This window comes from Promicromonospora sp. CA-289599, from assembly GCF_050936155.1.
GTDB lineage: Bacteria > Actinomycetota > Actinomycetes > Actinomycetales > Cellulomonadaceae > Promicromonospora.
This window is the reverse complement of sequence record NZ_JBNJNI010000001.1, coordinates 2,027,337-2,051,636: the sequence shown is the minus strand read 5'-3', so window position 1 is coordinate 2,051,636 and position 24,300 is coordinate 2,027,337. Positions and strand designations below refer to the sequence as shown.

Annotated in this window: 17 protein-coding genes; 14 read left to right on the top strand and 3 right to left on the bottom strand. The window is 71.4% G+C overall.

What is annotated here, in order from left to right:
* The first annotated feature begins 50 nt into the window (after positions 1-50).
* From ACQEVI_RS08975 to ACQEVI_RS08960, 4 genes are read left to right on the top strand one after another with little or no spacing between them, the layout of a single operon-like run.
* On the top strand, positions 51-1,130 hold the full coding sequence (locus ACQEVI_RS08975; protein ID WP_432897120.1) for a glycosyltransferase: 1,080 nt from the start codon (positions 51-53) through the stop codon (positions 1,128-1,130).
* Positions 1,127-2,632: a lipopolysaccharide biosynthesis protein gene (locus tag ACQEVI_RS08970; RefSeq protein ID WP_432897117.1), complete on the top strand. Its 1,506-nt coding sequence runs from the start codon at positions 1,127-1,129 to the stop codon at positions 2,630-2,632. The genes ACQEVI_RS08975 and ACQEVI_RS08970 overlap by 4 nt, the downstream gene beginning before the upstream one ends.
* Before the next feature lie 19 nt (positions 2,633-2,651).
* Positions 2,652-3,788: a glycosyltransferase family 4 protein gene (locus tag ACQEVI_RS08965; protein ID WP_432897114.1), complete on the top strand. Its 1,137-nt coding sequence runs from the start codon at positions 2,652-2,654 to the stop codon at positions 3,786-3,788.
* Entirely contained in the window at positions 3,785-4,399 is a 615-nt protein-coding gene (locus ACQEVI_RS08960; protein WP_432897111.1) for a serine O-acetyltransferase, read from the top strand. Before ACQEVI_RS08965 ends, ACQEVI_RS08960 begins: the two co-directional genes overlap by 4 nt.
* Before the next feature lie 86 nt (positions 4,400-4,485).
* On the opposite strand, the gene ACQEVI_RS08955 is transcribed toward ACQEVI_RS08960, so the two are convergent.
* The gene (locus ACQEVI_RS08955) at positions 4,486-6,249 is read right to left on the bottom strand and encodes a polysaccharide biosynthesis tyrosine autokinase (RefSeq protein ID WP_432897108.1); all 1,764 of its coding nucleotides are present in this window, start codon (positions 6,247-6,249) and stop codon (positions 4,486-4,488) included.
* Between the two features lie 326 nt (positions 6,250-6,575).
* Between ACQEVI_RS08955 and ACQEVI_RS08950 the strand changes: the two genes are divergently transcribed.
* The 7 genes from ACQEVI_RS08950 (at position 6,576) to ACQEVI_RS08920 (ending at position 19,276) form a co-directional block, all read left to right on the top strand.
* Positions 6,576-7,520, top strand: a complete 945-nt coding sequence (locus ACQEVI_RS08950; RefSeq protein WP_432897105.1) for a glycosyltransferase — start codon at positions 6,576-6,578, stop codon at positions 7,518-7,520.
* The gene (locus tag ACQEVI_RS08945) at positions 7,517-8,650 is read left to right on the top strand and encodes a hypothetical protein (RefSeq protein ID WP_432897103.1); all 1,134 of its coding nucleotides are present in this window, start codon (positions 7,517-7,519) and stop codon (positions 8,648-8,650) included. The genes ACQEVI_RS08950 and ACQEVI_RS08945 overlap by 4 nt, the downstream gene beginning before the upstream one ends.
* A gap of 208 nt (positions 8,651-8,858) precedes the next feature.
* Positions 8,859-11,954, top strand: a complete 3,096-nt coding sequence (locus ACQEVI_RS08940) for an AfsR/SARP family transcriptional regulator (RefSeq protein WP_432897101.1) — start codon at positions 8,859-8,861, stop codon at positions 11,952-11,954.
* A gap of 658 nt (positions 11,955-12,612) precedes the next feature.
* Positions 12,613-12,957 (top strand): hypothetical protein, encoded by a 345-nt coding sequence (locus tag ACQEVI_RS08935; protein WP_432897098.1) that lies wholly within the window; start codon positions 12,613-12,615, stop codon positions 12,955-12,957.
* 184 nt (positions 12,958-13,141) lie between these two features.
* Positions 13,142-13,747: an ATP-binding cassette domain-containing protein gene (locus tag ACQEVI_RS08930; protein WP_432897095.1), complete on the top strand. Its 606-nt coding sequence runs from the start codon at positions 13,142-13,144 to the stop codon at positions 13,745-13,747.
* Positions 13,744-16,098 carry a hypothetical protein gene (locus ACQEVI_RS08925; protein ID WP_432897092.1) on the top strand — a complete coding sequence of 785 codons (2,355 nt, stop codon included), beginning with the start codon at positions 13,744-13,746 and terminating at the stop codon, positions 16,096-16,098. The genes ACQEVI_RS08930 and ACQEVI_RS08925 overlap by 4 nt, the downstream gene beginning before the upstream one ends.
* 115 nt (positions 16,099-16,213) lie before the next feature.
* Positions 16,214-19,276, top strand: coding sequence for an AfsR/SARP family transcriptional regulator (locus tag ACQEVI_RS08920; RefSeq protein ID WP_432897090.1), 3,063 nt, complete (start codon positions 16,214-16,216; stop codon positions 19,274-19,276).
* A 54-nt stretch (positions 19,277-19,330) separates the two neighbouring features.
* Here the strand turns inward: ACQEVI_RS08920 and ACQEVI_RS08915 are convergent, their stop codons facing one another.
* Positions 19,331-20,299, bottom strand: coding sequence for a sulfotransferase family protein (locus ACQEVI_RS08915; protein WP_432897087.1), 969 nt, complete (start codon positions 20,297-20,299; stop codon positions 19,331-19,333).
* The gene (locus ACQEVI_RS08910) at positions 20,296-21,252 is read right to left on the bottom strand and encodes a sulfotransferase family protein (RefSeq protein WP_432897083.1); all 957 of its coding nucleotides are present in this window, start codon (positions 21,250-21,252) and stop codon (positions 20,296-20,298) included. The genes ACQEVI_RS08915 and ACQEVI_RS08910 overlap by 4 nt, the downstream gene beginning before the upstream one ends.
* Positions 21,253-21,532: 280 nt before the next feature.
* On the opposite strand from ACQEVI_RS08910, the gene ACQEVI_RS08905 reads away from it, so the two are divergent.
* The 3 genes from ACQEVI_RS08905 to ACQEVI_RS08895 are packed head-to-tail and all read left to right on the top strand — an operon-like array spanning position 21,533 to position 24,254.
* Positions 21,533-22,585 carry a polysaccharide pyruvyl transferase family protein gene (locus ACQEVI_RS08905; protein ID WP_432897080.1) on the top strand — a complete coding sequence of 351 codons (1,053 nt, stop codon included), beginning with the start codon at positions 21,533-21,535 and terminating at the stop codon, positions 22,583-22,585.
* On the top strand, positions 22,585-23,478 hold the full coding sequence (locus ACQEVI_RS08900; RefSeq protein WP_432897077.1) for a hypothetical protein: 894 nt from the start codon (positions 22,585-22,587) through the stop codon (positions 23,476-23,478). Before ACQEVI_RS08905 ends, ACQEVI_RS08900 begins: the two co-directional genes overlap by 1 nt.
* Entirely contained in the window at positions 23,475-24,254 is a 780-nt protein-coding gene (locus tag ACQEVI_RS08895; RefSeq protein ID WP_432897074.1) for a polysaccharide pyruvyl transferase family protein, read from the top strand. The genes ACQEVI_RS08900 and ACQEVI_RS08895 overlap by 4 nt, the downstream gene beginning before the upstream one ends.
* Positions 24,255-24,300 lie beyond the last annotated feature (46 nt).

The following is a 24,300-nucleotide window of genomic DNA, read 5'->3' as shown; positions in this document are numbered from 1 at the left end:
TTCCACGGGGCGATAAGAGTGCATTTGTTTTGGGTGTGAGAGGGGAATGGGTGCGTTCAACGAGCGGCAGGAGGCGGGCCGACGACCCTGCGGACCCCTCGGACGTCGAGACCGCCGTCGGCGTACCGATCAGGGTGCTCCACGTGCTGCCTGCCCCGAACGGCACCACGCAGTACGTCGACCACATGATCGGCGGCGCGCCGCCCGACATCCAGATCCTCACGTTCTCGTGGCCGCGCGCGATACTCGGCGCGTACGACGTGCTGCACGTGCACTGGCCGGAGTTCCTCGTGCGACAGCGGACGCCGGTCGGCCGGTTCGTCAAGACGCTGCTCGCCTACCTGCTCCTGCTGCGGCTCGACCTGACGGAGACGCCGGTGGTGCGGACCGCGCACAACATCGCGCCGCACGAGTCGGGCGGCCGTCCGGAGCGGTCGTTCCTGGAGGCGCTCGACCGCAGGACGGTCCTGTGGATCAGGCTCAACCCGACGACGCCGCTGCCGCCCCGGGTGCGGAACGCGACCATCCCGCACGGCCACTACCGGTCCGTCTTCCCGCCCGACCCCGGTGCGCGGCCCGAACCGGGGCGGCTGTTCCAGTTCGGCCTGATCCGCCGGTACAAGGGCATCGAACGGCTGCTCGACGTGTTCCGTGCGGTCAACGACCCGGCGATGCGCCTGACGATCGCCGGCAGGCCCGAGGATACCGCGCTCGCGGACCACATCAGGGCGGTCGCCGCCGCGGACCACCGGATAGCGGCCAGGCTGGAGTTCGTGCCCGACGACCTGCTGGCGCGCGAGGTGCGTCGCGCGGAGCTCGTGGTGCTGCCCTATCAGGAGATGCACAACTCGGGCGCCGCACTGCTCGCGCTGTCCCTCGACCGGCCGGTGCTCGTGCCACGCGGCGCCGCGACCGACGAGCTCGCCCGCGAGGTCGGCGAGGGCTGGGTGATCATGTACGACGGCGTGCTGCAGCCGGCCGACCTGCTGCGGGCGATGGCCGTCGCGCGGATGACCCGCGAGCGAGGGACCCGGCCCTACCTGGACGAGCGCGACTGGGAGCTGGTCGGCAGGCGTCATGCGGAGGCGTACCGCAAGGTAGTGCCACATCTCGTCGGCCGGGCCCGGTGAGCGGGACGTCCGTGGGCACGGACCCCGCCCCGCTCGGCAGGCAGGCGGCTCGGGGCGGCGCCGCGACCATGGGCGGACAGCTGCTCAAGGTCGGCGTCCAGGCGGTCTCGATAGTCGTCCTGGCGCGGCTGCTGGCGCCCGAGGCCTTCGGCTACCTGGCGATGGTGCTCGCTCTGGTCGGCGTCGCCGAGACGGTACGGGACTTCGGGCTGGCCAACGCGGCCGTCCAGGCGAAGACCCTCTCCGACGCCGAGCGCGACAACCTCTTCTGGCTGAACACCCTGATCGGGGCGGTGCTCACGGGAGCGGGCATCGCCTGTGCGCCGCTGGTCGCGGCCTTCTACGGGCAGCCGGAGCTCGCGGACGTCACCCGCTGGGTGTCGCTCAGCTTCCTGCTGAACGCCGTGGCGACGCAGCACCGGGCGAGCCTCGTGCGCGGGATGCGCCTGGGTGCCGCCGCCGTCGCGGACGTGGCCGGGCCGGTCGCGGGGCTGTGCGTGGCGATCCTGGTCGCCGTCGCGGGCGGCGGCTACTGGGCACTGGTGGCGCAGCAGCTCGTCGGCGCGTTCGTGATGTCGGTAGGGGTGATCGCCGCCGGCAGGTGGGTCCCCGGCCTGCCCCGGCGGGACGTCTCCGTGCGCCCGTTCGTGCGGTACGGCTCGAACCTGCTGGGCGCGCAGCTCCTCGGTTATGCCACCCGGAACATCGACACCGCGATCCTCGGCGTCCGGTTCGGAGCGGGGGTCGCGGGCCTCTACAGCCGCGTGTACCAGCTCATGGCGCTGCCCATCCGGCAGGCCACCTGGCCCGCCAACCGCGTGGCGCTCCCCGTGCTCTCCCGTGTCCATGACGATCCTGTGCGCTACCGCGAGTTCCTCCTGTTCGGTCAGACGATCCTGCTGCACACGATCGTCCCCGCACTGATGCTGGCGGCGGCGCTGGCCGGACCGGTCGTCGACGTGGTGCTCGGCGAGCGGTGGTCGTCGGCCGCCCCGGCCTTCGCGATCCTCGCGGTCGGCGGCGTGTTCGAGGCCGCGGGCTTCGCCCCGGGCTGGGTGTTCCAGTCGGCGGGACGGACCGGTGCACTGCTGCGGTTCACGTTGGTGACCAGGCCGGTCGTGGTGCTCGCGATCGGTGGCGGCAGCTTCTTCGGCATGACAGGTGCCGCGCTCGGCTACGCGGCGTCGACGGCGGTGGTGTGGCCGCTGGGCCTGTGGTGGGTCGGCCGGGTCACCGAGGCGCCTGCGCGGGCGCTGTTCTGGAACGGCGTCCGGGCGTTCGTGAGCCACGGCGTCGGCGCCGCGGCCGCGGGGCTGGTCGCGAGCCGCCTGGCCGACCTGGGCTCGTGGCCCACCCTCGCGGTGGGCCTGTTCGTCTGGGCCGGCGCCGTCGCGCTGCAGGCCCTGCTGTGGCGCAGGCTCCGGACGGACCTGGGCGTGCTGCTGCGCGGCGCACGCCTGCTCTCGCGGAAGGGGGCGGCCCGTGAATCCTCCCGCACCTGAGACCTCCAGGAGGCAGCACATGGACGCAGTACCCAGGACGACCCTGGTGTGGCTCGAGGGCGCGGCGGAGTCGGCGGCGGCCGGCGTGCACCTGGGCGGGACGCTGCAGCGCCTCGCCGCGCTCGGCATCGAGCCCTACCGTGTGGTCGCCCAGCGCGGTCGGTCGGGCGGACGGCTCACCCGCCTCGTCCGGCTGCTGCTCGACTCCGTGCGACAGCTGCGGCACGGGCTCGTCGTGGTGCGCTGGCACCCGTTCGCGCTGCCGGCGCTGGTCGCGGCACGGCTGCGCGGCGGAGCCTGTGTCGTCTGCGCCCAGGGGGTCCTGGCCGAGGTCGAGGCGGTCCACCCGTGGATCGGCCGCTCCCGCCTCATGCGGTGGGTGGCGCTGCGCCCGCTCGTCGTGGCGGACCGGGTGATCGCGCCGTCCGCGGGCATCGCGCGCTGGGTCGTCGAGGTGACCGGGCGGCCCGCCCACGAGGTGACGGTCCTGGAGAACGGCGCCGACGTCGGCCTGTTCGCCGCCGCGCGGCGTGCCCCGGAACAGCCGCCCTACTGCGTCTTCGTGGGAAACCTCGCGCCGTGGCAGGGGATCGGCGACCTCGTGGCCGCCGTCCGGCAGCCGGCCTGGCCGGACGGGCTGCGGCTCGTCGTGGTCGGCGACGGCGTCGAACGCGAGCGGGTCCTGGCCGCCCGGGCCGACGGCGTCGAGTGGCGAGGCACGCTCGACCGGGCCGACGTCGCACGTGTGCTGGGCGGGGCGACATTCGCCTTCGCCACCCGTGGCGCCGTCACGGCGAGCGCGCGGGGCACCTCACCGTTCAAGGTGATCGAGGCAGCGGCTGCGGGCCTCCCGGTGGTGGCGACCGACGTGCCCGGTCAGGCTGAGGTGGTGCGCGATCTCGGCAACGGCGTGGTGGTGCCGCCCGGCGACCCGGCAGCCCTCGCCGCGGCGGCGGCGCGGATCATGGCGGACGGCGGCTACCGCGACCGGCTGCGGCAGTCCGCCGTCGAGCGCGTCGCGGCATACGACTGGACGGCGGGGAGCGACCTGCTCGGCGCGGCGATCGGCGCCGCCACCCGCGCCGTCGGACGCGCACGCCGGGGCCTGGGACACCCCGCCGACTCGATGACGGAAGGCCTGGTCAAGACGCGATGACGCACGACACGAGTCACGACACGAGTCACGACACGGCGAAGGACACGACGGACGAGACGGCGCAGGGCAGAGCGTGCGCCGCCGCCGCCGTACGGCCCCTCGGCCTGCTCGCCGACCTCGCGGCAAACCGGACGAGCGACGACCCGCGCCGCCCGGGTACCGCCGGTGTGCTGCCGACCGTCCTCACGCTGCGCTTCCTCGCGGCGTTCCTGTACCGCGCGTCCGCACGGGCCGGCAGCTCCGCCCCGGTGCTCGGTTCGGTGCTCAAGCAGATCAACCACGCGATCACCGGCGCGGACATCGCCTGGTCCGCGCGGATCGGACCAGGGCTGGTGCTGTGGCACCCCACCGGCGTCGTCATCGGTCCCCGTGTGGTCGTCGGCCGCGACGCCCGCGTGCAGCAGGGCATCACGCTGGGCGCCGCTCGGTCACGGACCGGTAAGGACGGCGACCCCGTGCTCGGCGACGGCGTCTACGTCGGCGCAGGCGCTCGCGTCCTCGGGCCGGTACGCGTCGGCGACCGGGCCCGGATCGGCGCCAACGCGGTGGTGCTCACCGACGTCCCCGACGACGCGTCCGCCGTAGGCGTCCCGGCTCGGGTCATCTCCTGACGAGAGACTGGTCGTGGGCTGCCGGTCATGTGGGACGTCGTGAGGACCACCGCCGGCGCCCGCCGCCGTACTCGCCGTACTGAGGACTAGCGGCTTCCCGGAGCGTTCTGGCCGCTCAGGGAGCTGTCCGAGACCTGGACCGACCGCAACCGGCTCGTCGGGGCGAGGTCGGAGCCGGCGTCGTCCGTCCGTACCGGTGACCAGACCGGCGCGATCCGCGGGGCCCGCAACCCCGTGGACCGGCGTGCGGGAAGGCCGTTCGTCGGGCCGCCGTCGGTTGCGGGAGCGGCGACCGAGACCGGCTCCGTCGTGCGCTCGGCCGGCGCGGAGTCCCTCGCCCTGGCGGGCGCTGCCTGTTCCTGGACCGGTGCCGGCTGCGCCGCCCGAGCCACCGGCGTCGGCTGCGGCACCTGCGTCGGGGCCGACGCCACCCGCGCCGACCTCTTCTTGCCGGCGCCTCGGCCCTTCTTGCCGGACTTACCGCCCTTGTCCTCGGTACGCGGCTGGTACTCGTAGCCGTAGCTCGTGCCGTAGGTGTCCGCGCTGCGGCCGACCTTGTTCAGGACTATCCCGAGCACCCGGGCGCTGACGGTCGACAGGTTCGCCAGCGACTGCCGCAGCTGTTCGCGGCGGATCTGGCCGGCGCCGGCCACCATGAGCACGCCGCTGGTCATCCGGGCGATCAGCGCGGCGTCGGTGACGGGCAGCAGCGGCGGGGTGTCGATGATGACGTAGTCGAACCGCTCGCTCATCTCGTGGACCAGCCGGGCCATGGCCTTCGAACCGACGAGCTCGGCGGGGTTCGGCGGCACGACGCCCGACGGCATGACGAACAGGCCCGCGGAGCCCCAGGGCTGGATGACGTCGTCGATCGTGGCCCGCTGGATCAGGAGGGTCGTGAGCCCCACCGACCCCTCGATGCCGAGGTATCCGGCGACCGAGGGACGACGGAGGTCGGCATCGATCAGGAGGACCCTCGAGTCCGCGTCGGCGAGCGTGATGGCGAGGTTGATCGCGGACGTCGTCTTGCCCTCGTCCGGTACCGACGACGTGACGACGAAGGCCTGCGGGCCGCCGTCCAGATCGAGGAACTGCAGGTTCGTCCGCAGCCGCCGGAACGCCTCGGACCGCGTGTGGTAGGGGCTCGTCTGGACGACCAGCGGGTTCTTCTCCGCCTCGTCGTCCATGGTGATGGCACCGATGACCGCCGAGCCGGTGACGGCGCCCACGTCCTGCTCCGACCGCACCCGGGTGTCGGCGAGCTCCCGCAGGACGGCGAGAGCGATCCCGAGGGCCGCGCCGAGGAGGAAGCCCACGAAGATCATCACAGGGATGTTCGGGTAGCTCGCGGAGCCGGGCGGGGCGGCCTCGCGGACCATCTGCAGCTGGACCGGGGAGTCGACGGTCTGCTGCGGGGTCTCCAGCTCGTCGACGCGCTCCGCGAGGCTCTCGGCGACGGTGTTCGCGATCCGTGCGGCGACCGTCGGGTCGGCGTCCGTGGCGGTGATGTCGATCAGCACGGTGTCGGTCACCGGTGCGGCCTGGACCCGCGTGCCGAGCTCGCCGGCCGTCGTGTCGAGGCCCAGCTCCACGATCACCGGGTCGAGCACCTGTGGGCTCCGCACCAGGTTGGAGTACGACACCACGCGGCGCTGGACATAGCTGGTGCCCGTGGCCAGCTCGGACGTCGACTCCGCCCCGTGGAACGACACGAATACCTGCGAGGAAGTCGTGTACGCCGGCGTCCTGGTGAACGCGAACAGGCTGGCGAGCATGATTCCGGCGAGCGCTACGGCGGCCACAGGAGCCCAGTGCTCACGGGTTATCCGGAGGTATTCGGTAACGTTCAACGCGTTCCCCTGATGATGCACGATCGTTCGGTTTCGGTCGGCCGAGAAGCGCGCCGATTTGCGTCCTGCCGATTTGCGTCCTACAGGGTCAGGCAGAGTTGCATATCGGGTTTCGTTCCCGTGCCCACCTGCGCTTCCGTTGGTAATCTAACTGACGTTCGGATGAACCGCGCCCGCAGGGATATATGTCCTTTTCGGGGTGGATTATGGCACGCAGCGGAGGGGCGCAGTTGCGAATTCTGCATGTCACGGACCGGTATTCCGGCGGCGTCGGTCGTGCGATCGACCGCATTACGGAGCTGGTTCCCGAGGCCGAGCATCATCTGTTGTCGACCGGTATCGAGAGTGTTGACGGCCGCGGTGTCTACCGCACTGCCGCTCAGCTTCCGGACGGGATGCCGGCCCGGGTTCGGGCGGTCCGCCAGGTCGTCGACGACGTAGCGCCCGACGTCGTGCACGCGCACTCGAGCTGGGCCGGGCTGTACACGCGGCTGCGGAGGCTGCGGGTGCCCGTCGTCTACCAGCCGCACTGCTACTACTTCGAGCGGGCAGACCTCTCGGCGCCGGTGCGCGGCGCCGTCCGGGTCCTGGAGCGTGCCCTGGCGGCGAACGGTTCGGTGGTCGCCGCCGTGAGCCGCCGCGAGGAGAACCTCGCCCTGTCGATGGGCGTGCGAGACGTCGTCCGCATCCCCAACGCGCCGTCGTCGGCGGCGGTCCGGGAGGCCAGGGCCCGCTCCGGCGTGCCGACGGGGGACCGCGGGACGGTGACGATGGTCGGCCGCGTGGTCGCCCAGAAGGATCCGCGCTTCTTCGCGGAGACGGCGCGGTACGCCTACCGGTCCGGCCTCGGGCTGTCCTTCCGCTGGCTGGGCGACGGTGACAAGGCGCTCGTGCGCGAGCTGCGGGACGCGGGCGTCGAGGTCACCGGCTGGCTCACCGCCGACGACGTCATGCGCGAGATGGTGGCGTCCGACGCCTACCTGCACTGCGCCGCGTACGAGGGGTTCCCGATCAGCGTGCTCGACGCCGCCCGGGTGGGGCTGCCGACCGTCGTCCGCCGGATCCCGGCGTTCGAGGGGACCCACCTCACCACTGCCCGGACCCCGGCCGAGGCCGCTTTCGCCGCCCAGGCCGCCGTCGCGGACCCGGAACAGCGGCTCCGCATGATCGCGGCCGGTGACCGGCTCATCGGCGAGATGGACGAGTCGGCCCTGCACGACGGCGTCGTCGAGGCGTATGCGAAGGCCACCGGCGGGGCGCTGGTGCGGTGACGGCCGGCGAGGCCGTGGGAGTGCGCGAGGTCGATCCCGACCGCACCGTCAAGCAGCTCCTCGTGGCGCTGCTCCTGGTCGGCAGCGCCTGCTACGTGCTGCTGGGCAGCCCGTTCATCCCTGCCCGGTTCCTGTACGACAGCAAGAAGATCGCGACGATCGCGGGCGGTTACCAGGGCTACGACTCCGACAAGTCCTTCAGCACGGTCGGCGCGATCTACCGCGAGCTGGGCCTCGCCGACCAGCCGACGTGGGCGGCGATGCTGGGCTACGTGCTCTTCGTGGCCGTGCTGCTCCTCTCCCTGCGCGGGCGGATCGGCAACGCGGGCCTCATGTCGCTCGCGCTGATCGCGGGCGCGACAGTGCTCGCCGTCGTCTACGTGAGCACGTACTCCAAGGACGTGTTCGTGCTCCCGATCGCGCTGATCGCGCTCTGGCGACGCCGCGGGCTCTGGCCCGAGCTCGTCCTCGTCGGCGCCATGGCGTACTACGCCCACGAGTTCCGCGACTACTGGTATCTCGTCATCGGCGGCTACATCGGGTTCCGGCTGGTCATGGCGCGGGGTTTCTCGGTGCCCAGGATGATCGGCGCCGCGCTGGCCGCGCTCGTCGTCCTGGCCGTCGTGTTCCAGAACTACCTGGGGGTCGAGCTCGACTTCTACCGGACGAAGGTCAACGAGGTCCGGATCGGCGACGTGGACACGCGCACCCTCATCGAGCCGTTCTTCGACCTGGAGGGCCCGGTCGGGAGCCTCCTCAACTCGGCGACGGTGCTCGTCACGTTCGCGGTGCCGCTGCCGCTGTTCCTGCGGCTCTCGCCGTACTACCTGGTGGTCGCCGTGTTCCTGCTGGTGCTGTGGTTCATGTTCGCCCGGGCGGTGCACCTGTCGTCCGCCGAGTCGCGGACCGACCCGCGCTGGGCGCGGCTGGTGGCGCTGGTCCTGAGCCTGACCGTCGTGCAGAGCGTGTTCGAGCCCGACTACGGGTCGTACGTGCGGCACCTGACGCCGATGCTGCCGGTGATGCTGGCGGTCATCCTGTGGCGGCCGCGCGCGTTCGGCGGGCCGGAGGCTCCGACGCCGCAAGGCGTCTACAAGGTTCCTGCAAGAAACCCTCCCTACGTTGGGTGACGGCGTCGATGGCGCCGAGCTCGCGCCCGTCCCCCGGGCGGTGAGCACCGGCGTTCGCCCCCGGCCCCCGGGGGCGAACGTCCAGGTGCTACCACCCGCGCTCGGGCCACGGCAAGCCTGTGCACGACGCCGCAAATGCCGTTACGCCTCATTCACCACTGACTAATCTCTGCCTTCGGATGTCCTACGCCGAGGCAGGGAGACGATGGTGCGATTCCAGCTTCTAGGTCACGTGTCCGCCCGGAGCGAGCACGGGCCGGTCCCGCTCGGTACGGCGCGTCAACGGGCCGTCCTGGCGGCGCTGCTGATCGAGCCGGGTGTACCGGTCTCGGCAGACCAGCTTGTCGAGCGGGTCTGGGGCACGACGGCGCCGCGCAGCGCGCGGCCGACCCTGCACAGCTACATCTCACGGCTACGGTCGGTGCTCGACGACCTGGGCGGCCCGGTGCCGACCCGCAGGTCCGGTGGTTACGTGCTCGACGTCGACCCTGACGCGGTCGACCTGCACCAGTTCCGCGCCCTGGTCACGCAGGCCCGGTGCGCCGGCGACGACACCGCCGAACCCCTGTGGCAGGACGCCATGGCCCTCTGGCGGGGTACGCCGTTCGCCGACCTCGACAGCGACTGGCTGCACTCCCTCGCCGTGACGCTCGCCGCCGAACGGCAGGCGGCCCGCCTCGACCACCACGACCTGCTGCTGCGGCGCGGGGAACACACGCGGCTCCTGCCCGAGGTCGCCGCTGCCGCGGAGGCGCACCCGCTCGACGAACGGCTGGCCGGGCAGCTCATGGTCGCCCTGTACCGGTGCGGGCGGCAGTCCGACGCGCTGGCGCACTTCCGGCTGGTCCAGGAGCGGCTGGCCGACGAGCTCGGCAGCGATCCGGGGTCGGCGCTCTGCGACGTGCACCAGCGAATCCTGCGGCACGATCCCGAGCTGGCCGTGCCGGTGAGCGTCTCGGTGGCTGCTCCTGACACCGGATCGAACGCCGACAGCGCGGCGGGCAGTACCTCGGCAGATACGCCTCCCAGCGCTGCCAGGCCGGCGCACAGGCCGGCGCAGCTGCCCCTCGACGTCGCCGAGTTCGCCGGACGCGACGGCGACCTGCGGCGCCTGGACGAGCTGCTGCCCGACGTCGCGGACGACCCGGCGACCCGGGCCGTGGTGATCACCGCGATCCGGGGCACGGCCGGGGTCGGCAAGACGGCGCTCGCGGTGCACTGGGCCCATCAGGTCGCGGACCGGTTCCCCGACGGGCAGCTCTACGTCAACCTCCGTGGTTACGACCCGGAGCAGCCGATGCGGCCCACTGACGCGCTCGCCCGGTTCCTGGTCGCACTGGGCGTCGGGGAACGGGACATCCCGCTGGACGGTGACGAGCGGGCCGCCCGGTACCGGAGCGAGCTGGCCGGGCGCCGGATGCTCATCGTGCTGGACAACGCCGCCACCGTGGCCCAGGTTCGGCCGTTGCTGCCCGGGAGTGGCTCGTCGACCGTCGTGGTGACCAGCCGGGACAGCCTGTCCGGCCTGGTCGCGGTGCACGGTGCACACCAGGTCGATCTCGACCTGCTCCCTGCGGCCGAGGCAGTGGACCTGCTGCGCAGGTTGATCGGGCCCCGCGTCGTGGCGGAACCCGAGGCCGCCGCGACGCTCGCCGAGCAGTGCGCCCGGCTCCCGCTGGCGCTACGGGTCGCCGCCATGCGGGCGACGTCGCAGCTGGACCTGCCTCTGGCCAAGGTCGTGGCCGAGCTGGCTGATCGGCAGGATCGGCTCGAGCTGCTCGACGCCGGTGGCGACCCGTACGCGGCCGTGCGTGCCGTGCTCTCGTGGTCGATCCAGCACCTGCCCGAGCAGGGCGCACGCACGTTCCGGCGGCTGGGCCTGCACCCCGGCCCCGACCTGGACCAGTACGCGGCTGCCGCTCTGACCGGTCTGGCGCCGAACGCTGCCCGCCGGGTCCTGGAGACGCTCGTCAGCGCACACCTGCTGCACCGGACCGGTCCGGGCTGGTACGGCATGCACGACCTGCTGCGTGCTTACGCCACCCATCTGGCAGCTGTCGAAGACACTGACGACGAGCGGCAGGAAGCAGAGGAACGGCTCCTCGGCTACTACCTGGCCGCAGTGGTCGCCGCGATGAACACCCTGTACCCGGGAGAGGCGCTCCATCGATCCGACGTCACTGCGCCCGGCGTCCTGATCCCTGATCTGACCAGGCCGGACAGTGCTCACGGCTGGCTCGAGGCCCAACGGTTCTGCGTGGTCGCGATCGCGGAGCACGCCGCTGACCACCAGCGGTCCGGCTACGTGGCCGGACTCGCCCGGATCCTGCACCGCTACCTGGGCGACAACGACCTCACGCACCTGATCACCATCAACGGGCACGCCCTGCGTGCCGCCGAACGCCGGGGCGACCGGCTCGACCAGGCCTACGCGCTCCGTGGGCTCGGCATCGGCTACACCCGGGTGAGCAGGTACGAGACAGCCACCGATCACCTCGAGCGGGCACTGGCTCTGTTCCGCCAGACCGGCGACCTGGTCGGCGAAGCTCTTGCACTGAGCGGACGGGGAATCATCAAGTCCCGGCTCGGCAGGTACGACGATGCGCTCGACGATCACCGCGAGGCGATCGCTCTGGCCCGACAGGCCGGCAGCCGCTTCAGTGAGGCTTCCGCGATGACTAACCTCGGCCTGGTCGAGGAACGGATGGGCAACTACGCCAGAGCCGCAGAGATCGAGCAGCAGGCTCACGCGATCCTTCGAGATATCGGCGCCCGGAACTCCGAGGCGATCGTCCTGAACAACCTCGCCAACGCCGAGCTGGAACTGAAGCGGTACCCGCAGGCCATCGACCACGTGCAACAGTCCCTGGCGATCATCGAGGAGCTGGGCAGCCCGATGAACAGGGCCCACACCCTCGACACGCTCGGTGTCCTGCACCTGCGCATGGGTGAACCAGGGCCGGCCCGTGAGTGCTTCGAGCAGGCGCTCGCCCACTACCGGCAGGTTGGAGACCAGGGCGAGCTGGCCTGGCCGGTGAACGGCCTCGGCGAGGTCGCCCAGGTCACCGGGGACTCGGCCGCCGCCCTGGGCTTCCACACCGAAGCGCTCGCCATGGCCACAGTGGGCGGATCGCGGCACCAGCAGGCTCGTGCCCACGCCGGTATCGGCCACGCGCACAGGGCCCTGGGCGGCGTGGGCCGGGCCCGTGCCCACTACGAGCAGGCCCACCTCGTCTACACCGAGCTCGGTATGCCTGACGCCGTGGAGATGCTTGAGCTGATGGGGGACGTGCCGGTCGGGTGACCGGTCCGTCGGGTGACGGGCGGCCGTCCGGCGAGGTAGCCGCGCGGAGGATTTTCGCTGCCTGTTCTTTTTTGAATCAATGGTTCTGCGAGCCGCGCACAAGTTCCTTGCAATCGTGCCTGTCTGCGTTGGGCATCGGCGCTGATGGCGTCGCGCTACCAATGTCCGATCAGGAACGATGGAAAGGACTCTCAGTGCTAAAGAAAAGGGCAATTGCGCAGAAGTTCGGATCGGTGATGGTCGCCGGGCAGACCCAGTTCCGTGCCGAAGTTCTCTGCACGGACATAGACAGCAACGCCAGGGTGCGCCTTGTAGTGGTTCGTGGACCATTCCCGAACCACTACAGCCCCCGGCTGGTCGAGGACACGACCTACTCCACGGGCTGGTTGACCTGCTCCTCGGGCTGCGGCGCCTTTCTCCAGGTCAGGACCAGCTGACCTCAGGCGTCAACCGTGGAGGGCCTTGTCAGCCGCGGGTCGCCACGTAGGAGTGCGTCGACTGGCTCGCTGAATCTCCGCTGCTCCCCGCTCCTCTTCGAATCAAGTTTCCTGCAAGTCGCGCACAAGTTTCCTGCAATCGTGCCCATCTACGTTGTGTATCGGCGCTGATGGCGTCGCACTTCCAATGTTTGTCCAGGAAAGAGAAGAGAGGACTCACAGTGCTCAAGAACAAGGCAATCGCGCAGAAGCTCGGATCGGTGATGGTCGCCGGTCTCATGGTGCTCACGGCGGGCGTCGCGATGGCGGCGGCACCAGCGTCTGCCGCTACCGACTGCAAGAGCTGGCGGAGCCAGGAGGTGATCAACTTCGCGCCCGACAAGTTCCGTGCCGGAGCTTCCTGCACGGAGATCGCCGGCGACCGCAAGGTGCGTGCTCAGCTGAACATGAACAATGCACCGGACAAGTACAGCTCCTACTTCACGACCGAGAACAAGTCCTACTACACGAGCTGGACCACCTGCCTCTCGGGCTGCACCCACGGCTACCAGGTCGCGACCGTCTGACCTCGCGTACCAACCGTGGAGGGCCTTGTCGCCAAGGCCCTCCACGGGATCGCCTCTTCCGCAAGAGAGCCGAACGAAACCGGTCCACGAGGGATCTCAGCAGCTGCCAGAGCTGCCCCTGACGACAACGTATTGGAGTCCGATGATCACGCTCAGCCGCGTATCCGTCGAGTACAGAGACGGAGTGAAGCCTCTCGACGACGTGTCACATACCTTTCGTACCGGCACGACGGCGGTGACGGGGCCTAGCGGCAGCGGAAAGAGCACCCTGCTCCGGCTGATCGCCGGCCTGCAGAACCCGACGGCCGGGACCGTGGAGATCGACGGAGAGCCAGTCGGCCGGGCGTCGTGGTTCTCGGCCGGAGACCCACGGGTGTCAGTGATCTACCAGGACTACCGACTCGTGCCGTTCCTGACGGTCGCGCAGAACCTGAGCCTGGCCGTCGAGTCTCGCGGAGCGCAGAGCACCCCGGACCAGGTCGAAGCGGCGCTGACTCGCGTCGGGCTGCCGTCGTCGATGGGCGACCGGTTGTCCGGCTCGATGTCCAGGGGCGAGCAGCAGCGAGTGGCCATCGCCCGAGCGCTGGCCGTGGGAAGCCCGGTGCTCGTGGCCGACGAGCCGACGGGCGCCCTGGACGCCGAGAACACCGCGCGGGTCACCGATGTGCTGCTGGAACTGGGGCAGAGTGGTGACCTGACGGTGATCGTCGCCACCCATGACCTGAGCGTCGCCGAGCGGATGGATCAGCGAATCGACCTGGGTGCGGGTCTCCTCGTGGCCGCCGCATGAACGGGCGGGTCTCAGGGACGCGGTTGGTCGTCGCCTACGCGCGGCATCGCGCGGCACAGGTTCTGGTCTTCGCACTGCTGGGCTTTCTGCTCGCGGCTGCGGTGGACGGCCCGGCCGCGGTTCGCGCCAGCGCAGCGGCAGCCGCCGCCGAGTCGCTCCGTGCGGAGCTCGGCCAGCGAACGTTCGCGCTCCAGACGAGCGATCCGGAAGTGATCGACCACCTCGGCGGACTGCCCGAGGTCGGCCCGGTCCAGGACGGCGTGGGCGAGGTCGCCTCTGGGGATGCATCGGCTCCTGTGGCAGTTCGCACGACGACGGAGCCACAGTTGCGCCTCGGAGTGCTGAGCGGGGGAGAGTACCCGGACGAGCCAGGCGAGCTGTCGATCTCCGCGCCCGTGGCCGAGGCACTCGGCGTGTCCATCGGTGACACCGTGTCGGTCCGGTCGGGCGACGACGAGACGGCCGGACTGGTCGTGGGGTACGTCCACGACCCGGCCCACGCCGCGGACAGCACGGTCATCAGGCTCGTTGACGACTCGCCGTCGTTCAGCCCGACCCGTTGGCTGAGCAACGTGGACTTCTACGCCTATCCGGAGCTGCAGCCGGCTCTCGACCGCGGCGCCGCGACGTATCAGCCCGTCGAACGGCTCCTGTTCGGCGCGGAGGCCAACTCCCCGCAGCTCCTCGGGGCGCTGGCATACGTTCCGGCGGGCGCTGGGATCCTCGGTGGAGTTCTCTTCCTCTCCCTGGTCGCCGCGCTGGCGCGCACCTGGACGTCGGACGCCGGGACGCTGGTCGCCGCCGGGCTCGCGCCCCACAGCGCGTGGCGACACATCCTGTGGACCAGTCTCGGGTCGGTTCTCCTCGGCGTGATCGCGGGTTCCTGGGCGGTGCTGGCGGGAATCCGGCTGGCCAGGGCAGAGGTTTCCGGGTGGCTCGGCCAGAGCTGGGGCCACGTGGTCATTCCGTGGTCGCAGGTCGCCGTCGTCGTCGGAGCGGTGATGCTGGCCGCGGCCTTGAGCGTCCCCGTCGCGCGCTACCTACCCAGGCTGTGGTCCTGGCGCCCCCGACCCACCAGAGCCCGACGCCGGTGGCTCGTCCCGGTCGCCGGAGCTATCGCCGTCACCGGCGCGATCGTGTGGTTGATCGCCCTGCGCGCGAGCTTTGCGGCGGCCGACGATCCCACGGCGCGGCTCGTGCCGATCGGTGCCGCCGTCGTGATGCTCGCCGCGCCGGTCCTGGTGGGGGTGCTGCTCGGACTTGCGTTTCCGGGCGCTACCCGGTCGCTGTTCTCCGGCTCCGCACGATCGATGTGGGTGACCGCGACAGTCGCGGCGACCGTCGTCCTTGCCACCGGCATCTGGTCGGCGCAGACGACCCGCGACGCGAACCTGGCCGAGTCCATGTCACCCCTGCCGGTGCCCGCCGGATCCTTCGTGATCAGCTCGATGCCCAACTCGGCGATCCCTGCACTGCGTGGGCTCTACGGTGACCTCGGTGGGCAGGACGTCGAGGCCTACGAGATCCCGGACTCCACGGAAGGGAACCTCCGTGTCTCATCGCCCGGCACGCTTCGATGCGTGATCGACTCGGGCGTATCGACGATCACCGAGGTTCCTCCGGAGTGCTATGACTCGCCGGTCGTGGCGCCGATCAACACGGTTCTCCTGGGGCCGCCGGGATCTGATCCGCAGGCGGAGGGTGGGCTGGTGGCGGACGACGCCGTCGGGCTCATCTGGTTCTCGCGCGATACCGGGTCGATAACCCGTACCGCGACGACCGACGCCCGGCCGGGGGCGGGGCTCGGTGGCAACCTGCCCGGGCTCGTGGTGCCCGCCGACGGCTCGGTCGCCCAGGAGTACGACCTGGAACCCAGCGGGATGAGCGAGGTGATGCTCACTGACTTCCACCGGCTCTCTCCTGAGGACCAGTACGCGGTCCGCGCCGGGGTGCTCCGCCTCGCGCCGGGCGCGGAGCTGGCCGACGGGACGAGCCGGTCGGAGTACGACCGGATGCGCACGCAGGCCGACGTCGTGAGCGCGGTCGGGGCCGTCGCCGCCGGGACCGTGCTCCTTCTCGGGGGAGGGCTGGCCGTCCTCGCGCAGCGGCTCACCCGCAGAACCCTGGTCGACGTGGGCTTCTCGCCCGCTCGCAGGGCGGTGCTGGCACTGTGCTGGTCCCTGGTGCCGGTCCTCTCCGTGGCTCTCGCACTGGGGCTAGTCTTCCTGACGGTCTCGGTCGGCGGCCGCGCGCTGGATGTCTCCTTCGGCGAGCTCTGGTACCTGCCGGGGATCGTGGGAATCGTGGCGAGCGGTCTCTTGGCGCTCGCCTTCTACCGAGTGCCGAGCTGAGCCGCCTCTAGGATCCACCGCCCGACGTCCCGCAGACCGAATAAAACCCATGTATCACCCGGCGTACCGCCTACTCTCTTGCTTCTGGCGGCTCGACGCGGAGGTATGGGCGGACATGGTCTGGTTTCAACTGCTCGGTCACGTCTCGGCCCGGAGCGAGGGCGGCGAGATTCCGCTCGGTTCGGCCCGTCAACGGGCTGTCCTGGCGGCGCTGCTGGTCGAGCCTGGCACCCACGTGTCGCTGGATCAGCTCGTCGACCGGGTGTGGGGCACGACGCCGCCGCGCAGCGCCCGGCAGACCCTGCACAGCTACGTGTCGCGGCTGCGGAGCGTGCTCGACGACCACGACGGGCCGCTCCTGGAGCGCCGCTCCGGCGGGTACGTGCTGGAAGCGGACGAGTCCGCTGTAGATCTGCAGCGTTTCCGTGCGCTCGTCGCGCAGGCCAGGGGGGCCGACGACGACCACGCCGGCGCTCTCTGGCAGGAAGCGATGAGTCTGTGGCAAGGCCGGCCGTTCGCCGACCTGGACAGCGACTGGCTGCGGTCGACGGCGGTCAGGCTCGAGGCAGAGCGCCTGGCGGCCGTCCTCGACCGCAACGACCTGCTGCTGCGCTCCAGAGAGCACGCGCGCCTGCTGCCCGACGTGACTGCCGCCGCGGAGAAACACCCGCTCGACGAACGCCTCGCCGGGCAGCTGATGCTCGCTCTGTACCGGTGCGGTCGGCAGTCCGATGCCCTGGCGCACTTCCAGCTGCTCCAGGAGCACCTGGCCGACGAGCTCGGCAGCGATCCCGGTCCTGAGCTGCGCGAGCTGCACCAGCGCATCCTCCGGCACGACGCAGAGCAGGCCGCGCCGGATGGCACATCGGATGCGGACCGGAACGCGCCGACGTCCGACGCCGCGGCCGACAGGCAGCCCCGCCCCGCACAACTACCCCTCGACGTGTCTGGGTTCACCGGGCGCTCCGGCGATCTGCGGTGCCTGGACGAGCTGCTGCTGCCCGGCGCTGACGGCGGCCGCGCGGGGCAGACGGTGGTGATCACCGCGATCCGGGGGACCGCGGGCGTCGGCAAGACCGCGCTCGCGGTGCACTGGGCGCACCGGGTCGCCCACGATTTCCCCGACGGGCAGCTCTACGTGAACCTGCGTGGGTACGACCCGGACCAGCCGGTCCGGCCGACCGACGTGCTCGCCCGGTTCCTCGCCGTGCTGGGCGTTGCGGAGCCAGACATCCCACTGGACAGCGACGAGCGGGCCGCCCGGTACCGCAGTGAGCTCGCCGACCGCCGCATGCTGATCGTGCTGGACAACGCGGGCAGCGTGGCCCAGGTGCGGCCGCTGCTGCCCGGGAGCGGCGCCTCGTCGGTGGTAATCACCAGCCGGGACAGCCTGGCCGGTCTGGTCGCGGTGCACGGTGCCCACCGGATCGACCTCGACCTGCTCCCAGCCGCTGACGCTGCTGACCTGCTACGGCGTCTGATCGGCGAGCGGGTCGACGCCGATCTGGTTGCCGCTGAGCTGCTCGCCGAGCAGTGTGCCCGCCTTCCCCTGGCGCTGCGGGTCGCGGCGGTGCTGGCGACCTCCCAACCGGATAAGCCCCTGGCCGACGTCGCGGCCGAGCTGGCCGACCGACAGGAGCGGCTGGAGCTGCTCGATGCCGGCGGAGACCCGTACGCGGCGGTGCACGCGGTCTTCTCCTGGTCGGTCCAGCACCTGTCCGAGCAGGCGGCACGGACCTTCCGGCTGCTGGGCCTGCACCCCGGGCCCGACCTGGACCAGTACGTGGCCGCCGCTCTGACCGGCCTGGCTGCGAGTGCGGCCCGCCGGGTCCTGGAGACGCTCGTCAGCGCCCACCTGCTGCACCGGACCGGCCCGGGCCGCTATGGCATGCATGACCTCCTGCGCGCCTACGCCACCCGCCTGGCCACCACCGAGGACATCGCCGGCGAACGGGCCGAGGCGGAGCAGCGGCTGCTTGCCTACTACCAGGCAGCGGCGATCGCCGCCGTGGACGTCCTCTACCCGAACGAAGGGGACCACCGGCGGGTGGCAGGCAGCGTAGGAGTCGAGATCCGGGATCTGACAGGACCGGACGCTGCGCGTGGCTGGCTGGAGACGGAGTGGCTGTGCGTACTGGCCATCGCCGAGCACGCTGCCGACCTGGGGGCGTCCGACTTCATCCACGGATTTGCCCAGACCGTGAACGGGTACTCAGGCGAAGCCCACCTCGCGGACGTGCTGACGATCAACGGCCATGCCCTGCGCGCCGCCGAACGGGCTGGAGAGCTGGCCGGGCAGGCCCAGGCACTCCGCCAGCTCGCCGCGGGGTACACGCGACTCGGCGCGTTCGAGGCATCGATCGACCACGCGCGGCGAGCACTGGTGAAGTTCCGCCAGGTAGGAGACCTCGACGGCGAGGCGCTCACGCTGACCAACCTCGGTTCCACCGAGAACATTCGTGGCCACTACAGGGACGCGCGCAGCTATCACCGTGCGGCGCTGGCGGTGTTCCGTCGGACCGAGGACCGGCACAGTCAGGCGCTGGTGCTGAACAACCTCGGAGTGAGCGAGGCGCGACTGGGTAATCTCGCCGAGTCCGTCGAGGTGCAGCATCAGGCCCTCGCCATCTTCCAGGGGCTCGGCTCCCGGTTCAGCGAGGCGGTCATGCTCAGCAACATCGCCGGCGTCGAGATGCGCCGGGAGCGGCTCCCGGAGGCGGCCGACCTGCTGCAGCGGTCGATCTCGATCGCGGAGGAGATGGGCAGCGATCGCAGCCGGGCCAACGCTCTCGACAAGCTCGGCTCTCTCCATCTCCGGATGGGCGAGCCCGACCGGGCTCACGAGTGCTTCCAGCAGTCGCTGGCGCACTTCGTACTGAGCGGCGAGCGAGCCTCCCAGGCATGGTCGACCAACGGGCTCGGTGAGGTCGCTCTGTTCACCGGCGACGCCGCAGGCGCCGTGGCGCGGCATACCGAGGCGCTCGCTCTCGCGGCCGCGGACGGCACCCGGCACCAGCAGGCCCGCGCGCACGCAGGGATCGGCCACGCACACCGTGCCCTGGGGAACCCGGACCTGGCCCGGACCCACTACGAGCACGCCCACGCCATCTACACCGACCTCGGCATGCCCGAGGCCGAGGAGATGCGCGCCACGCTGGCGGAGGTGCCGACGGCGTGACCACGCCGGCAGCGTGACCACGTCGCCGGGTGACTGCCTCGCTAGAGGACTACCTCAGTGGCGTCGGCCCGCGCCGTCCGACGTGCCCCAGAGCATCCCCGCGACGCTCTGCCGCACGCCGGGCGGCACCACGTCGGCCGGCATCATGCGTGCGATCCGACGCGCCGGCGACGCCGCGACCTTGCGGTGGACGTACGGGTAGAGGGCACGGAGCCGGTCGAACTCGGCGCGGGTCCCGGCGTCGTCGTGCCCGGGGAGGGCGTCGAGCGCGGCCCACGTGTCGTCGGCCAGCGCGCGCAACGGCGCGGGGACGGGCACGTCCTGCCACGTGGCGGCGACGTGGTGCGCCGTCGGGTCGATGAAGGCGTCCGCCCGGGCCACCGCTGCCGCGTCGTCCGGCCCGATCATCGGCAGGCCGAGCGCCGCTGCCGCGGCGAACACCGGCTCGTCCCAGCGGCGGACCAGGTCGCCGTAGCGCACGAAGGCCCGGGGGGTCGCCCGGGTGGTGAGCTCGGTACCAAGCATCAGGTTGATCCACCCCGACACCCTGTCGACCAGTCCTCCGCCCTTGTAGAAGGCCGCCCTGCTGCCCGCCACCTCCGCGGGCGGGCGCAGCATCGTGATGCACGACGTCGCGGCCCCCGCCGACACGGCAGCCTCCTGCCAGAGCTCGAAGAACCAGAGCAGCCGCGGATCCTTGATGACGAGGTTCCCGTGCTGCCGGACCTGGGCGGTGAGCCACTCCTGGATCTGGCCGCGCGCGTCCCCCTCGACGCTCGCCCGGTCGACGAGGTGCCACGCGATGGGCCGCGCGTCCGACGTCCGGACGCCCGCCGAGCGCAGCATGCCGCTGTGGAAGTCCACCACCCACTGCGGCTCGGAGAAGCCGCGCGGGTCGGAGGTGTCCGACGCGACCTCCGGCCCCGGGACGTGCAGCCCGAACTCGCGCAGCACCCCGGTGAGCATGCTCGTGCCGCTGCGACCGGAGCCGGTGACGTAGACGACACGGACAGGAGCGCTCACCGGCGGTCAGCCGCCAGGATCACCGGCTTGCCGTGCACCGCGGGGGCCCACTCGGCCGCCTCGTCCAGCGCGTTCAGGTCGTACCCGTGCGCGCGGATCCGATCCCCGAGGTGCTCGTTGACGACGTTGCGGTAACGGGGGAGGAGGGCGGCATCGGTGACGTCGCGGAGCAGGTCGGCGCGGGGCGTCCCGCGCCGCGACCCGAGGTTCCCGACATGGCTCCGGACACGTCCGGCCAGCTCTCCCCGCCCGCCGGTCCGCCACAGCTCGGCGTAGCGCTTGCTGCGTCCGGCGTCGAGGGCGCCGATCGCGGCGGTGTCGACCTCGATGCCCAGGAACGTGGCCACCCGACCGAGCTCGCGCTCGGGTTCGCGCATCAGGTGCTCGTACCGCAGCACGAGCAGGTTCTGGATGTGCAGCGCGTCCTCCGCGAACACGTCGTGCGCGTGCACCCAGTGCTCGACGAGCCGGGGGAAGCCGTAGGTGAACCGTCCACGGGTGCTCGTGGCCCACTTGCGCACGGCCAGCGCCTGCACGATCGGGTGCCGCGTCACGACGACGAAGCGCGACCTCGGGAAGATCTCCTGGAAGTAGCGCATCTTCGTCAGGTTGGGCGGCGACTTCTCGACGAGCACAGCGGCGTCGAGGTCCCAGTAGGGCGACCAGCTCGCCCAGAGCCGCGCTCCGGCGTCGGGCACGCGGCGTGCGTCCTCTTCGGTGAGGTGCGCCTGCGGGTGAAACGACCATTCGGACGTATTGCCCAGACCGCCGACAAATGTGTCCTGGATATGCTGACCTTCGTCCATCACAGCGCCCGTTCCGGTCAGCCCGGAAGCGCCCGGGCTCGCGCTGACTATTCGGGCGATAAGGTCGGTTCCGCTGCGATGAAGGCCACCGACAAAGGTGATGCGACGGTCGTACCAGGGCGTACTGCTCGTGCGCGTACCGGACATCGGAAAACCTCAGCTGGTCGGCTGGAACGGGATCTCTGGTGCCCCGCAAAAATATGCGAGGAATGTGCCGCGTGCGACCCGAATCGTCCGGTCGCCAGGTCATTTCGAACTACAGGACGGCGGCTGTCACCCCAGGATGATGCCGCACCGCCACACGGGCATATCACGGGGGAAAAAGAAAGGGCAGAGAGGACGGTTCTGCCTGCTCGATCAGCTCGGCCTGCGCTATCGGAGCGCTGCCCCCATGATGGGTCTCGACCGCGAGCCAGGGGGGCACCCGATGATGCGTCCGGAAGACGGCGCGTACCTCGCACGGCTGCGCGACGCGACCACCACCGTGCTGGCCGACACCATCGGCCCGGGTCCGGTAGCGCTCCTCGACGCACCCAACCAGCGCAACGTCGGCGACTCCCTCATCTGGGCCGGCGAGCTGGCGTACCTGAGGCGCCTGGGCATCGAGATCCGGCACGTGAGCGATCTGCGGGGCTACCTCGCGGCGGACGTCCGCGCGGCCATGCCGACCGGCACGATCCTGATCCACGGCGGCGGCAACTTCGGCGACCTGTGGCTCGGGCACCAGGAGCACCGCGAACGCATAGTGCAGGACTTTCCCGGCCACAAGATCGTCCAGCTGCCCCAGTCGGTCTGGTTCCGGTCCGAGCGCCGCGCGGCCGAGGCCGACCGCATCATCGGCGCCCACCGCGACTTCACGCTCCTGGTCCGGGACACCCCGTCGCAGGCGCGGGCCGCCGAACAGCTGCCCAGCGTCCGTGCGGCGTACTGCCACGACATGGCCCTGGGCTGGGAGCCGCCGTTCTTCGACCAGCTCGCCGACAGCACGCGGCGCATGCTCGTGCTCGCCCGAGCCGACAAGGAGAACGCCTCGGGGCTCCAGGACGTCACGCCGGACTGGGTGCCCGCCCTGGTCGCCGACCGGACCGACTGGCGGCCCGACGCCGCCGCCGACTGGCGCCACCGGGCGGCACGGCTGGTCGCGACCCTCAGCCACCAGCGCGCCCGGGTGGGCCGCCGGATGCCGCTGCCGGCGCTCGGCGCCGCGAACAAGCCGGTCGCCGCGGCGCTCGCGGCGATCAACACGGTGAACATCGACAGCGGCGTGCTGCTCTTCGCGCCCGCCCGCGGCGCCGTCGTCGACCGCCTGCACGCGCACGTCATGGCCACGCTGCTGGGCATCGAGCACATCCTGCTGGACAACAGCTACGGCAAGCTGCGCGCGATCTACGACGACTACACGGGCAAGTTCAGCACCGCCCACCAGGTGTCCGGCCTCGACGAGGCGCGCGAGCTCGCCGCCCGGCTCTGGGGGACCTGATGCTCGCGTTCGTGACGTCGCTGCGCCACCCGCACAACTCCGCGGACTACGGCCGGGTGGAGGAGCTGCTGCGGCTCACGCTCAGGTCGCTGACGGCGCAGACCAGCGACGACTACCTGGTGTTCGTGGTCGGCAACCGCGCGCCGGAGATCGAGCCCGGGCCGGCCGAGCGCGTGCGGTTCGTACCTGTCGACTTCGCGGCCCCGGAGGCGGCGGACGGCCCGCACGCGGGCCGGTCGCAGTTCGTCCGGGACAAGGGCAGCAAGATCGGCGTCGGACTGCTGGCCGCGCGGCCGTACGCGCCGGACCACGTGATGATCGTCGACGCCGACGACTTCGTGCACCGCGACCTCGCGGAGTTCACCGCGCAGCACCGCGACCATCCCGGCTGGGTGGTCGATCAGGGCTGGGTGTACTCGCGGGCCCGGTCGGTCTACCGCCGTCAGTCCGACTTCCACCGGACGTGCGGCAGCAGCTTCGTCGTCCCGTTCGAGGCGTACGGGGTGCCCAACGACCTCGAGGTGACCGCTACGCAGGAGGAGGTCCTCGCGGGGTTCGGCGACCGGGTCGAGAACGTCATGGGCGCGCACCGGCACGCGCTCGAGTGGTACGCCCACCACCAGGGAAGGGCGCTCGAACCGCTGCCGTTCCGCGGCGCTGTCTACCACGTGGACACGGGGGAGAACCATTCCGGCAAGCGGCTGCGCGGTCTCGCCAGGCCGCTCGACCCGGAGTTCGCCGCACGGTTCGGCCTCCCGCCGGTCCGCCGGACGACGGCGGCGCTGTGGTCCGCCGTCGGTCCCCGGGCGGCGGCCGAGACGGCGCTGACGGTGGGCCGCCGGATGCTGGGACCGGTGGTCCGCCGAGCGCTGACGGCGGGGGGACGTGCGTGACCGTCGAGGTGGTGCACTGGAACCCCAGGCGACCGGTGGTGCCGGGGAAGCTCGGCAGGCTCGTCCCCGTCCGGCGCCGGGTCAACAACTTCGGCGACCTGATCGGCCCTGCGCTCGTCGAGCACATCCTCGCCGCCCGCGGCATCGATCCTGTGGGCGGCGGCGCCCGCAGACTGCTCACGGTCGGCTCGATCCTGCACCTGGCCGCGCCCGGCGACGTCGTCTGGGGCTCCGGGATCAACGGCAAGGAGGCGTACCTGCCGCCCGGCCTGCGGCTGGACGTGCGCGCCGTCCGGGGGCCCATCACGCACCGGCTCCTGCGCGAGGCGGGGACAGCGGCCCCGCGTGTCTTCGGTGACCCGGCGCTGCTCTGGAGCCGGTTCTGGCCGCGGGAGAGCTACGCCGACGGCGAGCGGCGGGCCGTCGGGTTCGTGCCCAACCTGCACGACTGGGCGCGGCACCGCGACGACCCGCGGACCATCGCGCCGCAGGGCGACCCGCACACGATCGCCGGACAGATCGCCCGGTGCGACCTCGTGGTCGCGACGTCGCTGCACGGCATAGTGCTCGCCGAGTCGTTCGGCATCCCCGCCCGGCTGGTCCCGCCGTCGGCCGAGCCCATGCACAAGTACCACGACTACTACGCCGGGACCGGGCGCGAGGAGTTCCGCGTCGCGGCGTCCGTCGACGAGGCGGTGGAGCTGGGCGGCGTCCGCCCGCCCGTCTGGGACGGCGACGCCCTGCTGGCCGCCTTCCCGCTCGACCTGTGGGCGTGAACCCCTCCTCCTGCCGGCTCCTCCCGCCCGATCTCGGTAGCTCTCG

What these genes read in the sequence shown, in the direction of transcription:
- ACQEVI_RS08960 (WP_432897111.1), top strand. Translation starts at nt 3,785, where the DNA reads ATGACGCACGACACGAGTCACGACACGAGTCACGACACGGCGAAGGAC.
- ACQEVI_RS08905 (WP_432897080.1), top strand. Translation starts at nt 21,533, where the DNA reads ATGATGCGTCCGGAAGACGGCGCGTACCTCGCACGGCTGCGCGACGCG.
- ACQEVI_RS08965 (WP_432897114.1), top strand. Translation starts at nt 2,652, where the DNA reads ATGGACGCAGTACCCAGGACGACCCTGGTGTGGCTCGAGGGCGCGGCG.
- ACQEVI_RS08910 (WP_432897083.1), bottom strand. Translation starts at nt 21,252, where the DNA reads ATGTCCGGTACGCGCACGAGCAGTACGCCCTGGTACGACCGTCGCATC.
- ACQEVI_RS08925 (WP_432897092.1), top strand. Translation starts at nt 13,744, where the DNA reads ATGAACGGGCGGGTCTCAGGGACGCGGTTGGTCGTCGCCTACGCGCGG.
- ACQEVI_RS08920 (WP_432897090.1), top strand. Translation starts at nt 16,214, where the DNA reads ATGGTCTGGTTTCAACTGCTCGGTCACGTCTCGGCCCGGAGCGAGGGC.
- ACQEVI_RS08900 (WP_432897077.1), top strand. Translation starts at nt 22,585, where the DNA reads ATGCTCGCGTTCGTGACGTCGCTGCGCCACCCGCACAACTCCGCGGAC.